The sequence below is a fragment of the Dactylosporangium sp. NPDC049140 genome, assembly GCF_040648435.1.
On the sequence record NZ_JBEZDS010000001.1, the window covers coordinates 616,053 to 629,444 of the forward strand.

At 69.1% G+C, this 13,392-nt stretch carries 11 protein-coding genes; 8 read left to right on the forward strand and 3 right to left on the reverse strand.

Annotated features, from left to right (window positions below):
• Positions 1-69: 69 nt before the first annotated feature.
• The 3 genes from AB0B76_RS02755 to AB0B76_RS02765 all read left to right on the forward strand — a co-directional run bounded on the left by AB0B76_RS02755 (position 70) and on the right by AB0B76_RS02765 (position 5,654).
• Positions 70-2,874, forward strand: coding sequence for a transglycosylase domain-containing protein (locus tag AB0B76_RS02755; protein ID WP_360368158.1), 2,805 nt, complete (start codon positions 70-72; stop codon positions 2,872-2,874).
• A 118-nt stretch (positions 2,875-2,992) separates the two neighbouring features.
• A complete protein-coding gene (locus AB0B76_RS02760; RefSeq protein ID WP_360368161.1) occupies positions 2,993-4,165 on the forward strand; it encodes a glycosyltransferase 87 family protein in 1,173 nt (390 codons plus the stop codon).
• Between the two features lie 4 nt (positions 4,166-4,169).
• On the forward strand, positions 4,170-5,654 hold the full coding sequence (locus AB0B76_RS02765; RefSeq protein ID WP_360368164.1) for a glycosyltransferase 87 family protein: 1,485 nt from the start codon (positions 4,170-4,172) through the stop codon (positions 5,652-5,654).
• A 121-nt stretch (positions 5,655-5,775) separates the two neighbouring features.
• On the opposite strand, the gene AB0B76_RS02770 is transcribed toward AB0B76_RS02765, so the two are convergent.
• Positions 5,776-7,239 carry an MFS transporter gene (locus AB0B76_RS02770; RefSeq protein WP_360368166.1) on the reverse strand — a complete coding sequence of 488 codons (1,464 nt, stop codon included), beginning with the start codon at positions 7,237-7,239 and terminating at the stop codon, positions 5,776-5,778.
• Positions 7,240-7,300: 61 nt separating this feature from the next.
• On the opposite strand from AB0B76_RS02770, the gene AB0B76_RS02775 reads away from it, so the two are divergent.
• Positions 7,301-7,990, forward strand: a complete 690-nt coding sequence (locus AB0B76_RS02775) for a TetR family transcriptional regulator (RefSeq protein ID WP_360368169.1) — start codon at positions 7,301-7,303, stop codon at positions 7,988-7,990.
• A 307-nt stretch (positions 7,991-8,297) separates the two neighbouring features.
• Here AB0B76_RS02775 and AB0B76_RS02780 read toward each other — a convergent pair whose 3' ends face one another.
• Entirely contained in the window at positions 8,298-10,433 is a 2,136-nt protein-coding gene (locus AB0B76_RS02780; RefSeq protein ID WP_360368172.1) for a hypothetical protein, read from the reverse strand.
• A gap of 23 nt (positions 10,434-10,456) precedes the next feature.
• Positions 10,457-11,230 carry a deoxyribonuclease IV gene (locus AB0B76_RS02785; RefSeq protein WP_360368175.1) on the reverse strand — a complete coding sequence of 258 codons (774 nt, stop codon included), beginning with the start codon at positions 11,228-11,230 and terminating at the stop codon, positions 10,457-10,459.
• Between the two features lie 478 nt (positions 11,231-11,708).
• On the opposite strand from AB0B76_RS02785, the gene rpsF reads away from it, so the two are divergent.
• The 4 genes from rpsF to rplI all read left to right on the forward strand — a co-directional run bounded on the left by rpsF (position 11,709) and on the right by rplI (position 13,379).
• Complete coding sequence (gene rpsF, locus AB0B76_RS02790; protein ID WP_223100250.1) at positions 11,709-11,999, forward strand: 30S ribosomal protein S6; 291 nt, start codon at positions 11,709-11,711, stop codon at positions 11,997-11,999.
• A 120-nt stretch (positions 12,000-12,119) separates the two neighbouring features.
• Positions 12,120-12,656, forward strand: coding sequence for a single-stranded DNA-binding protein (locus tag AB0B76_RS02795; protein WP_360368180.1), 537 nt, complete (start codon positions 12,120-12,122; stop codon positions 12,654-12,656).
• A 20-nt stretch (positions 12,657-12,676) separates the two neighbouring features.
• The gene (gene rpsR, locus AB0B76_RS02800; protein ID WP_223100246.1) at positions 12,677-12,916 is read left to right on the forward strand and encodes a 30S ribosomal protein S18; all 240 of its coding nucleotides are present in this window, start codon (positions 12,677-12,679) and stop codon (positions 12,914-12,916) included.
• Positions 12,917-12,929: 13 nt separating this feature from the next.
• Complete coding sequence (rplI, locus tag AB0B76_RS02805) at positions 12,930-13,379, forward strand: 50S ribosomal protein L9 (protein ID WP_360368183.1); 450 nt, start codon at positions 12,930-12,932, stop codon at positions 13,377-13,379.
• Positions 13,380-13,392: the final 13 nt, after the last annotated feature.

Consider the following 13,392-nt stretch of genomic DNA (forward strand, 5'->3'; position numbering starts at 1 on the left):
AGTGGTGCACCTCACAGTCATGACGGCGGCGGAGCATGCGTCGACGATGCAACCGGCAAGGTGGGACGAATGAACTACGGTGACCCGAGCAACCCCCAATCGGGCCGCGCGCAGGTTCCTGGAAACCAGCCGGAACCACCCTCCCCCAACCCATCCGCCCCGCCACCCGGCCGGGCGCAGGTCGGGCGCGCGAGCGTCGGTGGCAGCCCCACCGGCTCGGCCCGTGTCGGCGGCTCCGCCGGCGTCGGCTCGGCCCGGGTCTCGCCCCCGACGGGTTCGGCGAGCGTCGGCTCCGCGCGGGTCGGTGGCTCCGCGAGCGTCGGCTCGGCCCGGGTCTCGCCGCCCGAGGGCCCGACCGGACGCGCCTCGGTGACGGGCGCGGCGTCCGTGCCGGGCGCCGCGGGCCGTGCCACCGTCGGGCGCGCCGTCGTCGGCTCGGCCTCGGTCGGCGCCCCGTTCGGCGGCGACGTCATGGACGGCCCCGGCGGTCCGGGCGGCCCGGGCGACCTTCCCCCGGGCAAGGGCGGCGCCGGCGGCAAGGACGGCCGCAGCACCACCGCCAAGGCCAAGAAGCGCCGCCGCCGCAACATCCTCATCGCCTCGATCGCCGCGTTCATCATGATCGCGGGCATCGGCATGGTCGCCGGCACGTACTACTTCGACCAGGTCGCGCTGCCCGACGACATCTCCCTGGACCAGTCGACGACGATCTACTACTCCGACGGCCAGACCCCGATGGGCCGCATCGGCGAGAACCGCACCGTGCTGGCGTTCAAGGACATCCCGGTCGACATGCAGCACGCGGTGGTCGCGGCCGAGGACAACAGCTTCTACACGAACGACGGCGTGGACTACAAGGGCGTCGTGCGGGCGGCGTGGAACAACGTCAGCGGCGGCGACCGGCAGGGCGCCTCGACGATCAGCCAGCAGTACGCGCGGCGCTGGGCCGACCTCGAGGGCGTCACCTACGCCCGTAAGGTCCGCGAGGCGGTCATCGCGCTGAAGCTCAACCAGCAGTACTCCAAGGACGAGATCATGACGATGTACCTCAACGTCGTCTACTTCGGCCGCGGCGCCTACGGCGTGGAGGCGGCCGCCCAGGCCTACTTCGCCAAGCCCGCCAAGGACCTGCAGACGAACGAGGCCATGCTGCTGGCCGGCCTGATCAAGAACCCCGAGGGCAGCGGCAAGGGTTCGCCCTTCGACCCGAATATCGACAAGGCCCAGGCGCAGGACCGGTTCAACTACATCAAGGGCCAGATGGTCAAGCTCAACTTCGTCAAGGCGGAAGAAGCCGACGCGAAGATGAAGTTCCCGGAGAACGTCATCACGCCGTCCGACTCCCGCAAGCGCTCGGTGGCGGCGCAGAACCTCGACAAGCCCGAGGGCCTGATCATCCACCACGTGCTCGGCGAGGTCTCGCAGCTCAAGGACCCGCGCACCGGGCAGCTGCTCTACGAGGACACCGACGCGGACGGCAAGAAGAACTTCGACAAGATCCGCAACGGCGGCATGAAGATCGTGACCACGATCGACAAGGACATCCAGCCGATCGCGGTGCGCGAAGCCAGCCGCAACAAAGACTCGAACATGAACAAGCAGCCCGACAACCTGCAGGCCGCGCTCGTCGCGGTCGAGCCGGGGACCGGGGCGGTGAAGGCCTACTACGGCGGCGACAGCGGCAACGGCAACGACTACGCCGGCTACTACAACGACCCGGTGCTCGGCACGGGCGAGGACAGCTGCTGCGGCGGGCACCCGCCGGGCTCGACGTTCAAGGTGTACACGCTCGCGACCGGGCTCATGGCCGGGTACCGCATCGACTCGATGTGGGACGGCAACTCCCCCGGCGACTTCCCGGAGAGCGGCCGAGGGATCAAGGGCGGCAACCCGGTCAAGAACGCCGGTGAGAACCCGGTCTCGCACCCGAAGTGCGCGTCGGGCTCCAGCAGCTGGTGCACCCTCGAAGAGGTCACCGTCATGTCGCTCAACGTACCGTTCTTCGCGCTCGCCGAGAAGGTCGGCCCGGACAAGGTCATCGACACCGCCCGCGCGGCCGGCATCACGGACATGTGGGCGACCCAGAACGGCAAGTCGGTCAAGATCGACCTGACCAACAAGACCGGCAAGGACGTCTTCAAGAACACCTTCAACACCGAGGTGGCGTTCGGGCAGTACCCGATCACGGTCCTCGAGCACGCCGGCGGCATCGCAACCATCGCCGCCCGCGGCTACGCGGCCAAGACGCACTTCCTCAAGGAGGTGTGGACCGACGGGAAGAAGACCTACAACGAGGTCATCAACCCGAAGCGGATCCCGGGCTTCACCGACGGCATGTCCGACGACATGAACACCGTGCTGCAGGGCGTGCCGAAGCACTACAACCTCAAGATGAAGGACGGCCGCCAGATCGCCGGCAAGACCGGCACCTGGCAGTACGGCCAGAACCAGAGCGGCAACGCGCACGCCTGGATGGTCGGCTACGCCGCCTACGATCCGGTGAAGAAGTCCCCCGACCTCGCGGTCGCGGTCTGGGTCGGCAACAAGAAGGAAGAGCAGCCGATCAAGGACTCGAAGGGCGCGTCGATCATCGGTGGTTCGCTGCCGGGCCCGATCTGGCGCGACTTCCTCAACGACGCGCTGACCCAGATCAAGGCACCCAAGGTCAACTTCCGTCCGCCGGCGAACACCGGCCGCCTGGACGTCGGCACGGGCATCTCGCCGCAGCCGAGCGCGCCGGTGATCGACCCGAACAACCCGGGCGGCAACGGCCAGGTGCCGGACCCGAACAACCCGGGTAACGGCCAGAGCCAGGGCCCCGGCGGCAACGGCGGCGGCACCGTGCCGACCACCGAGGCGACGCGAAGGCGCTGACATCTGCAGGGTCTGATGTGTGCGGCCACGGCACCGGCGGTATGTTCGCCGGGACCGTGGCCGCATTCTTTTGTGGGGGTATGCGTTGGACTCGGGCACGCGCAGGGTCGTTCGGTGGGTGCTGCTCGGGCTCTTCGCGGCGCTGGTCGTCTACGGCCACATCTGGTACCGCAACCGCCACGACTGGTTCGACCTCGGCATCTACCGCCAGGCCGTGAACTGGTGGCTCGACGGCCACCCGCTCTACGACTACGTCAAGCCCGACGACACCCAGGGGCAGCTCGGCTTCACCTATCCCCCGTTCGGCGCGCTCGTCCTGGTGCCGTTCGCGGTGCTGCCCTGGACCGGGGCCGTGGTGCTCTACAGCGTCATCACGATCGCGGCGACCCTGGTCACCACCTACTGGCTGGTCGCCCCCGAGGCCCGGCGCAAGGGCTGGGAGTTGGTGTTCGCGCTCGTCCTCGCGCTCGTCGTGATCAGCGCGCTCGAGCCGATCCGTGAGAATTACACGTTCGGCCAGATCAACATGGTGCTCGTCGTGCTGGTCCTGGCCGACCTGCTCGTGCTCGTGCCGCGCAACAGCCGCTGGGCCGGGGTGCTCATCGGGCTCGCCGCCGCGATCAAGCTGACGCCGGCCATCTTCATCGTGTACCTGCTGATCAGCCGCCGGTACCGGGCCGGGCTCACGGCGATCGCGAGCGCCGCGGCCGCGAGCCTGCTGGCGTTCGCCGTCATGCCCAGGGGCTCGATCGACTTCTGGACGGACGCGTTGTGGCAGGGCGAAGGGATCGGCAACGCGGCGTACACCTTCAACCAGTCCTTCTACGGGATGCTCGCCCGGCTCTCCGCGCCCCACGACGCCAACCGCCTGGTCTGGGCGGTCCTGGTGCTGGCGGCGCTCGGGTTCGGGCTGTGGCGGGCGCGCAAGGCGGCGCTGGCCGGCGACGAGGTGGTCGGCCTGACCATCACCGGCATCGTGGGCTGCCTGGTCAGCCCGATCACCTGGGTGCACCACATCTACTGGTTCGTGCCCGCGCTGATCGTGCTCGCCGCGGCCGGCCGGCGGGCCTGGCTCGCCGTGGTCATCGCGGTCACCGTCGGCCTCGGCCTGGTCTCGTGGTTCGAGCAGGGGCTGCCCCTGGACCCCTGGAGCCACGGCATCCAGGGATTCATCATCAAGAATTGGTACCTGCTGCTGATGGTCGCCCTCCTCTTTGCCCTGCCGATCCGGAAGGATGCCCGCGTCGAGCCGGGCCTTGCATCGACTTCCGAGCCGGCGACGGTACGGTGACACGATGCCGATGAGTACGGGCCAGCCAACCGCGCGCCCCGAGCATCCAGTCGACGAGCCCGCCAACTCCGACCGCTTCATCGGTGGCCTGTCCGAGTCGATCGGCGGCCCCATCGGCAACCACGCCGTGCGGTCTCGTAGCGGCGGCCGTTTTTGGACGCCCGCACGCGTGGTCCTGCTGCTGATCTGCGCCATGCTGAGCTTCCACTGGATGCAGAAGTCCCCCTGCCGCGACGCCGCGTGGGTGGACATGAAGCAGTACAAGTACTTCTGCTACACCGACGTCCTCGCGCTGTACTACGCCGAGGGCCTCAACGAGGGCCAGGTCCCCTACGCCGACCACCAGGTCGAGTACCCGGTGCTGACCGGCGCCTTCATGGGCGTCCTCGGCCTGCCGGTGCACGACCTGCACCAGCGCGGCATCGTGCAGAACGACGGCCAGACGTTCTACGACGTCAACGCGGTCGTGCTCGGCGCCTTCGGCATCGCGGCGGTCGTCGCGACCCTGGCGGTGCGCCGACGTCGACCCTGGGATGCGGCCCTGTTGGCCGCCGCCCCCGCGCTCTTCGTGTCCGCGACCGTCAACTGGGACCTGTTCACGGTCGGGCTGACCGCTGTCGCAATGGCCTACTGGGCCAAACGAAAACCGGTCCTCGCCGGGGTGTTCCTCGGCCTGGCGACCGCGGCGAAGCTCTATCCGGTGCTGATACTCGGCGCCCTACTGGTGCTGAGCATACGAACAGGCAAGTGGAGAGACTTCTTCATAGCCGTGGGCACCGGCGTGGCCACCTGGCTGGTGGTCAACCTGCCGGTGGCGATCTTCTTCTACGACGCCTGGTCCAAGTTCTGGCAGTTCAACCAGCTACGCGGGATCGACTGGGGCACGCTGTGGTACATCGGCGCGCACTTCCCGCGAGGCAACGGGCAGTACGGCTTCCCGTTCTTCCAGAACCTCGACCTGGACCCCGAGCACGCGACGCTCAACATCCTCTATCTCGGCCTGTTCCTGATCTGCTGCGCGGGCATCCTCATCCTCGGGCTCACGTCGGCCAAGGAGCCGCGCCTGGCCCAGCTGGCGTTCCTGATCGTGGCTGCGTTCCTGATCACGGGGAAGGTGTGGTCGCAGCAGTACGTGCTGTGGCTGGTCCCGCTCGCGGTGCTCGCCCGGCCTCGATGGGGCGCGTTCCTGGCCTGGCAGGCGGCGGAGGTCATCTACTTCGTCTCCTTCTACGGGGAGCTCATGGGGGCGTCCGGGCGCCAGGTGTTCCCTGAGGGCGTCTTCGTGCTGGCTTCGATCCTGCGCCTCGTGACGCTCGCGATCCTTTGCGGCTACGTCATCCACGACATCCGGAAGCCGGAGGAGGACGTGGTGCGCCAGACGTACGAGGGCGAGGACCCCGATGGCGGCAGCTACAACGAGGATCCGCTGGAGGAACACGCCCTGCTGGAGCCGCCACCGCCACCATCGCCGGCGCTGGCGAGGGGTTAGCGGCCCCACTGTCCGTTTCACGTGAATCCATGATCGGCCCGGTTCGATGCCTTTACCGGCTCGAGCCGGGCCGCTTCTTTTCGATAAGTCGGGCGCTCTGCATCGCGACTTATCGAATATTTCATGAGGTTGCGTGATCGAGCGACTTGATCGACTCGGGCTCGAGGTCTCGTTCAACCGGGTGCAGGCGGGCCACCACCAGCAGGGCCAGCAGGACGACCGCGCCGGCGACCGCGAAGACGACCTCGATGCCGGTCACGAAGCCGTCGAGGGCGCCCGGTTGTGCGGCGATGGCGGCCGTTGACATCTGCGTGCCGGTCCGGCCTTCGTACACCCGGCTGAGCACGGAGCCGAGGGCCGCGGCGCCGACCGCGGTCCCCAGGGACTGGAAGAACCGGATGCCCGTCGTGGCCACGCCGAGCTGGTGGGTGGGCGCGGCGTCCTGGACGACCGTGATCAGGCGCCCGATGAGCTGGCCGAAGCCGACGCCGAGCAGCACGAGCGCGCCGCGGATCGCCCATAGCGACGTGCCGAGGTGCACGAAGAGCACGATCGCGCCCAGGGCGGCGGCCGCGGAGCCCGTGCCGAGGAACAGGGCGGTGCGGACCGTGAGCCGGAGTCGGGCCGCCGCCATGCCGGAGGCGGTCAGGCCCAGGGCCATGAACGCGAGGTACAGGCCGGAGTCGGAGGCGCTGACACCGCGGGCGACCTGGAGGTACAGCATCAGGTGCACCATCGCCCCGATCATCGCCGCGCCGATGAGCAGCTGGATCGCGTAGCTGCCGCGGATCGTGCGGTCGCGCAGGAGCGATGGCGGGAGCACGGGGTGGGCCGCGACCGACTCCCGCCATCCGAAGAGCGCCAGGCTCACGAGGGTGCCCGCGATGAGCGCGAGGATGGTCGGGGACGTCCAGGGGTACCGCTGACCGCCCCACTCGCAGATCAGCAGCAGGCCGGCCGCGAACGCGCCCGCCAGCGTGGCGCCGGGCAGGTCGAGGTCCGTGCGGCGGGTGACGCGGGGGATGCGGATCGCGAACAGGCCGCCGGCGATGACGATCAGGCCGAGCGGGACGTTGATGTAGAAGATGCCGCGCCAGTTGCCGTGGTCGGCGAAGAGGCCGCCGATGAACGGTCCGATCGCCATGCCCACCCCGGCGAACAGGCCGCCGATGCCGGCGCTCTTGCCGCGGTCGGTGCCGGGCTCGGCCAGGTTGGCGAGCACCACCATGGTGACGCTCATCAGGCCGCCGGCGCCGATGCCCTGGACCGCGCGGAACGCGATGAGCTGGCCCATGCTCTGGGCCGCGCCGCAGAGGACCGAGCCGAGCAGGAAGACGCCGATCGCCGAGAGCCAGACGGGCTTGGCGCCGAAGGCGTCGGTGAGGCGGCCGTACAGCGGGAGGACGACGGTGGACGCCAGTGCGAAGGCCGCGACCAGCCAGGCGACGTGCTCGACGCCGTGCACCGGGTCGAGGTCGCGCACGATCGGCACGATCGCCGACGAAACGATGTTCTGGTCGAGGATCGCCAGCACGATCGTGAACATGCAGAGCAGGACGCCGACTAGCCGTTGGTACTTCGTCATGCTCAATAGACTAAGCACAACTTTAGACTCGGTACAAGTTTAATCCTGGTACAGTATTGGCATGGCTCTGAATCCCCGGGACGCCGACGGGCGGCGTGAGTTGCTGCGTGAGGTGCTCGCCGACCCGGCGCGGGCGGCCGCGATCGCGCCGATGCGGGAGACGCTGCGGGAGCGCAAGAAGGCGCAGACGCGGTCGGCGCTGTGGAACGCGGCGATCGAGCTGTTCGTCGAGCACGGGTTCGACAACGTGTCGGTGGCCCAGATCGCGGCGGCGGCCGACGTCTCGAAGATGACCTTCTTCAACTACTACCCGAGCAAGGAAGACCTGGTCGTGGGGCCGATGTCGGAGCACATCAGCGAGCCGGCCCTGATCGTGCGCACGCGGGCGCCGGGCGCCTCGCCGGTGGACGCGCTGCACCGGCACTTCCTGGAGGGCCTGGCGCGGCGTGACCCGAACACCGGCCTGTGCGACAAGCCAAACGTCCTGGCCGTACTGCAGCTGATCTTCTCGACGCCGAGCCTGACCCAGCGCGCGCTGGCGATGCTCGCCGAGTCGGCGAACGAACTGGCCGCCGAGCTGGGCCCGGACTTCCGCCACCGCGCCGCGGCGTCGATGATCGCGGGCGTGCGCAACGCCCTGGTCATGGAGAACACGAACCGCTTGCTGGCGGGGGAGAGCGCCGACGCCGTGTACCCGTCTGCGGTCGCCAACGCGGATGAGGCCTTCGCCCTGCTGCGCTCCGGCCTCTGAGGATCGATCCCGGCCCTGACCCTTCCCCTTCTCAGGGGCGCCGCCATCGGGCTGCCGGATCCGCATTCGGCCCGGGCGACCATCTCTCGCGCCCCGCCGCCATAGCGACCATCCGCAGACGCCTCGAGTCTCATCAGCACTGGGTCGCGTCCACCGGCGAAGGATCAGCCGCGATGCCGCGGCCGCATGCGGCCACGGCGGCCGGCCCGCGCCGGGCGGTGGTGCGGTCCCGGCCCGCGCCGGGCGGTGGTGCGGTCCCGGCCCGCGCCGGGCGGTGGTGCGGTCCCGGCCCGCGCCGGGACCTCGGTCAGCCGTCGATCTTGTACAGGATGACGTTGCCCTGCTCGGTGCGCGTTATGCCCAGGCCGTCGATGGGGGCGTCGATGGCCTTCGCGTACTCGGTGCCCTGGGCCCGGTCTCGCAGGACCACGATGGTGCGGATCTTCAGTTCGCGGAGCTGGTCGACCGTGGCCTGGTCCGGGAACTGCTGCATGTTGAGGCGCAGGATCTGCTGGTCGTCGGGGGTGAAGCCGGAGCCGCCGTTGACCATCTTCGGCAGGCCGTCGGTGCTCCAGAGCATGGTGTTCATGTCCTGCAGCTCGCCGGTCGGCAGCACCATCAGGGGCGCCTCGAGCGTGCTCATCGCGACCGGCGACGGCGGCACCTCGGGGTTGGGCTGCCACTTGTGTACGCCCTCAGCCAGCACGAGCACGAGCGGTATCAGCGTGATCAGGCGCCAGGCGCCCGCCCGGTTACCGATGTCGGACTGGGTCTGGTCGGCGAAGAGCTCGACCGCGCGGTCCGCGAACGCGCTCACCGCCCCCGCGGCGAGCAGCGCCAGGAACAGCGTCACCCAGACCATCAGCCGGCCCGACGTGCGGATGCCCTCGAAGCCGGGCAGCACGCGGTAGAGCGCCATGTAGCCGAAGTCGCCGTGCCCCGGGCCGTTGCTGCCCATCGCCAGCATGGCCGTGATCACCACGCCGACGCCGAGCAGGATGCGGTGCTGGAGCTTCCACACCGACACGAACAGGCCGGCGAACGCGAGCCCGTAGAGGAAGAAGCCCGGCAGCAGCGCCATCTCCGGCGCCCAGCCCAGCGTCGAGCGCGCGTTGGCGTAGGCGTCGCCCCACAGCCACGACTCCGGCGGCGAGATGAAGAAGCCCTTCAGCGGCGGCGAGAACAGGCTGATGATCTCCGCGCTGCGCTTGGCCTCCTTGTGCTGCTTCAGTACCTGCAGGTAGGGGTAGGCCATCATCGCGCTCACGCCGGCGAAGAGGAGCCCGCCGCCGAGGTTGGCCAGCAGCAGCTTCCAGCCGAACGGCCGGCGCTCCTTCCAGCGGAACGCCTGCCGGTAGCCCCACGTGATCGCGGCGGCCAGCACGACGAACAGCAGCGCATAGGCGAACGGGATGCCGATGCCGAAGCCGAGGCTGATCTGCCACGCGGCGACGGCCCAGCCGCCTACGACCCAGCCCCAGCGGCGCTTCTCCGGCTCGTACCCGTTGCGCAGCGAGAACCCGTGCCCGCGCGCCAGCATCGCCAGCGACAGCGCGATCCCGCCGATCGACAGCACGTGCAGGTGGCCGGCCTGGCCGAGCCGCCACGGCGCATAGGCGAACGCCGCGCCGGCGACCGCGGCCCCCGTCCGACCGGCCCCGAGCTGGCGGACGAGCGCGTAGGCCCCGAAGAACGCGAAGGCAAAGATGAAGATGAAGACGAAGTTGTACCGCACGATGGCGGCCTCGGGCCCCGTGCCGATCATGCCCGCCGGGGCGTAGCCGAGCAGGGTGTCGGAGAACGCGTAGCTGTACTGGTCCGGGTAGAACGCGTTGGCGTGCCACAGTTGCAGCGGGTCGGTCGTGAGGATGTGCCCGGCCCACGCCATCTGCCAGGCCTGCAGCGTCGGGTCCCAGATGTCCTGCGGGATCGTCGTGGCCGGGTGCCTGATCGCGGGCCAGGTCATGGCGATGGCGAGCAGGACCGACCCGATCGCGGCGAGCGTCCACTCGTGCGCGAAGAACCGCACGAGGGCCGAGCCGCTCGTCCGGGAGATCCGGCCCACGCGCCCGGGGACGAACTCGGGCTCGGGCGCGAACGCGGTGAACGGGTCGGAGGGCTCGTCGCTCTTCGCCTTCTCGCCGTCCTCGTCCGCCGTGGTGTCGGACTTCTCGACGGGTTCGGCGCTCGCGCTCGCGTCCACGGCGTCGAGCTCCTCCACCGGCGGGGTCCCGGTCGCGGACTCGTCGCCGTCGCCGGCCGAATTCGCCCTATCGGACGAATCGGATATATCCGTTCCGTCCGTGTCGGCGGTATCCGAAGTCGACGCGGTCTCGGCACCGGCGTCCGAAACTTTCCCGTCGGCGCCCTCGGACGCGCCCGAGTCGGTGGTGCCGGGTGGGTGGTGGCCGTCCGGCTCGCTCGGGTCTTGCTCCTCGGACACCGTCGGCTCCGACGAAACGTTGCTCACGCCAGCCGCTCCCGCAGGTAGTTGATGTCGGCGCCCTGGCCCTCGGCGCCACCCGGAGTTTCGACGAGAGCGGGGGCGCCGGCCGCGCGGATGACCGCGACGATCAGCTCCGGATCGATCTCGCCGGAGGTCATGTTGTCGTGCCGGTCTCGGCCGGAGTCGAAGCCGTCGCGCGAGTTGTTGGCGTGGATCAGGTCGATGCGGCCGGTGATCGCCTTGACCCGGTCGACGATGTCGAGCAGGTCCTCGCCGCCCGCGTGGGCGTGGCACGTGTCGAGGCAGAAGCCGACCTCGTAGTCGCCGATCGCGTCCCACAGCCGGGCGAGGTTGTCGAACCGGCGCGCGCAGGCGTTGTCGCCGCCGGCCGTGTTCTCGATCAGCACCGGCGTGGCGAACCCGCCCTGCTCCGCGGCGTAGGCGAAGGTCTTGCGCCAGTTGTCGAAGCCCGCGTCGAGCCCGTCGGCCTTCTCCACGTGACCGCCGTGGACGATGAGGCCCTTGGCGCCCACCTGGGCCGCGCCCGCCGCATGGCTGAACAGCAGCTTGCGGCTCGGAATCCGGATCCGGTTGTTGGACGAGGCCACATTGATCCGGTATGGCGCGTGGACATAGACGTCGATCTCGGCGGTGCGGATCGCCTCGGCGTCGGCGCGGTCCTTGGGATCCGTCCAGGCCTGCGGGTCGGTCAGGAAGAACTGGATGAGGTCGGCACCGCGGGCGGCGGCCTCGGCCAGCGGCTCAGCGGGGTCGACGTGAGCACCGATTCGCATGCCGCAGAGCCTACGACGTGGGTGTGACACTTCGCGCGACCCGGTTCGGCCGAGGGGGCCGAAGCGTCCGGTATGCCGGTCTTCCGTCACCGTGGCGCCGATCGCGGATCCCGTGGCCGCGAGCGGCCCGGCGAGCAACGGGCCGGTCGGCCTGCTCGCATTGGTCGCGACAGTGTGCGTGGTGGATGTGGGAATCGCCGCAATTCGGGCTATTATTGCGTAGCGGGCATCACGTGCTAGCTTCGCATAAGGTACTATTTCCATAGCTCCGCGGGGCGCCGTCATCCAACGCACCGGTGTGGTCGTTCCTCCCCAGGTCCCACCCAACGAAGCGGATGACGCGCCCCGCGGTCTTTTTCTGTCTGGACCCCCCAGCGTGTACTCTGGTTCGGTCCGTCGGCCTCAGGCCGATTGACGACGCACGACCTCCTGCCGCGGATGGACCGCGGCCGCTTAGCCCGTAGGAGGTGAGAAAGTCTTGCGTCATTACGAGATCATGGTGATCCTCGACGGAAGTCTCGAGGAGCGCACCGTCGCACCGTCGCTCGATCAGTATCTGAATGTGATCAGGACGTCGGGTGGCTCGGTGGAGAAGCTCGACGTGTGGGGCCGTCGGCGCCTTTCGTACGAGATCAACAAGAAGACCGAGGGTATCTACGCCGTCATCGACCTCCAGGCCTCGCCGGAGTCCGTTGCCGAGCTGGACCGTCAGCTGCGACTCAACGAGTCCGTGCTGCGCACCAAGGTCATCCGGCCCGAAGTCCGCTAAGCGGATTCGGGCGAGATCGATCTGCTTCGCCCGGCCCCAGACCACGAGGCGTGACGGGAAAACTGTCGTACCCCTGTGACATGGTGGCCATACACCAGCGCGCGAGGAGTTGACTCAAATATGGCAGCGGGAGACACCACGATCACGGTCATAGGCAATCTGACCGATGATCCTGAGTTGCGTTTCACTCCGTCGGGAGCGGCGGTCGCCAAGTTCCGGGTGGCAAGCACCCCCCGGTTCATGGACCGCACCACCAACGAGTGGAAGGACGGCGAGCCGCTGTTCCTGGCCTGCACGGTGTGGCGGCAGGCGGCGGAGAACGTCGCCGAGTCGCTGACCCGCGGGTCGCGGGTGATCGTCTCCGGCCGGCTCAAGCAGCGGTCGTACGAGACGCGCGAGGGCGAGAAGCGCACCGTCATCGAGCTGGAGGTCGACGAGATCGGCCCCTCGCTGCGCTACGCGACTGCCAAGGTGCAGAAGATGTCGCGCAGTTCCGGTGGTGGCGGTGGCGGCGGGTTCGGCTCCGGCGGCAACGGCGGGGGCGGTGGTGGCGGCGGCGGCTTCAACGAAGACCCGTGGGCCAGCGCGACCCCGGCCGGTGGCGGCGGAGGCGGCGGCAGGTCGAACTCTTCCTTCGACGACGAGCCCCCGTTCTAATGGCATCAGGAGCAAGAGCAATGGCGAAGGCTGCGGCCCTGCGCAAACCGAAGAAGAAGGTGAACCCTCTCGACAAGGAGGGCATCGCCTACATCGACTACAAGGACACCGCGCTGCTGCGGAAGTTCATCTCCGACCGCGGCAAGATCCGCGCTCGGCGGGTGACCGGCGTGACCGCCCAGCAGCAGCGTCAGATCGCGCGTGCCGTCAAGAACGCGCGCGAGATGGCGCTGCTCCCCTACACCGCGACCACGCGCTAAGGGGGCCGGTGACATGAAGATCATCCTCACCCAGGAAGTCTCGGGTCTCGGGACCCCCGGCGACATCGTCGAGGTCAAGGACGGATACGGGCGCAACTACCTGCTGCCGCAGGGGTTCGCGATTCCGTGGTCCAAGGGTGCCGAGAAGCAGATCGTGACGATCAAGCGGGCCCGCGGGGCCCGTGAGATCCGCGACCTCGGGCACGCCAACGAGGTCAAGGCCCAGCTCGAGAACCTCAAGGTGCAGCTGGCCGTTCGCGCCGGCCGCGAGGGGCGTCTCTACGGCTCGGTCACGCCGGCCGAGGTCGTCGAGGCCGTGCAGAAGGCGGGCGGGCCCGAGCTCGACCGCCGGCGGCTCGAGCTGCCGGGCCACGTGAAGTCGGTGGGCGACTACAAGGTGCAGATCAAGCTGCACCCCGAGGTCGCGGCCAGCTTCACGCTGAAGGTCACGGCGGCCAAGTAAAGCCAACGCAATG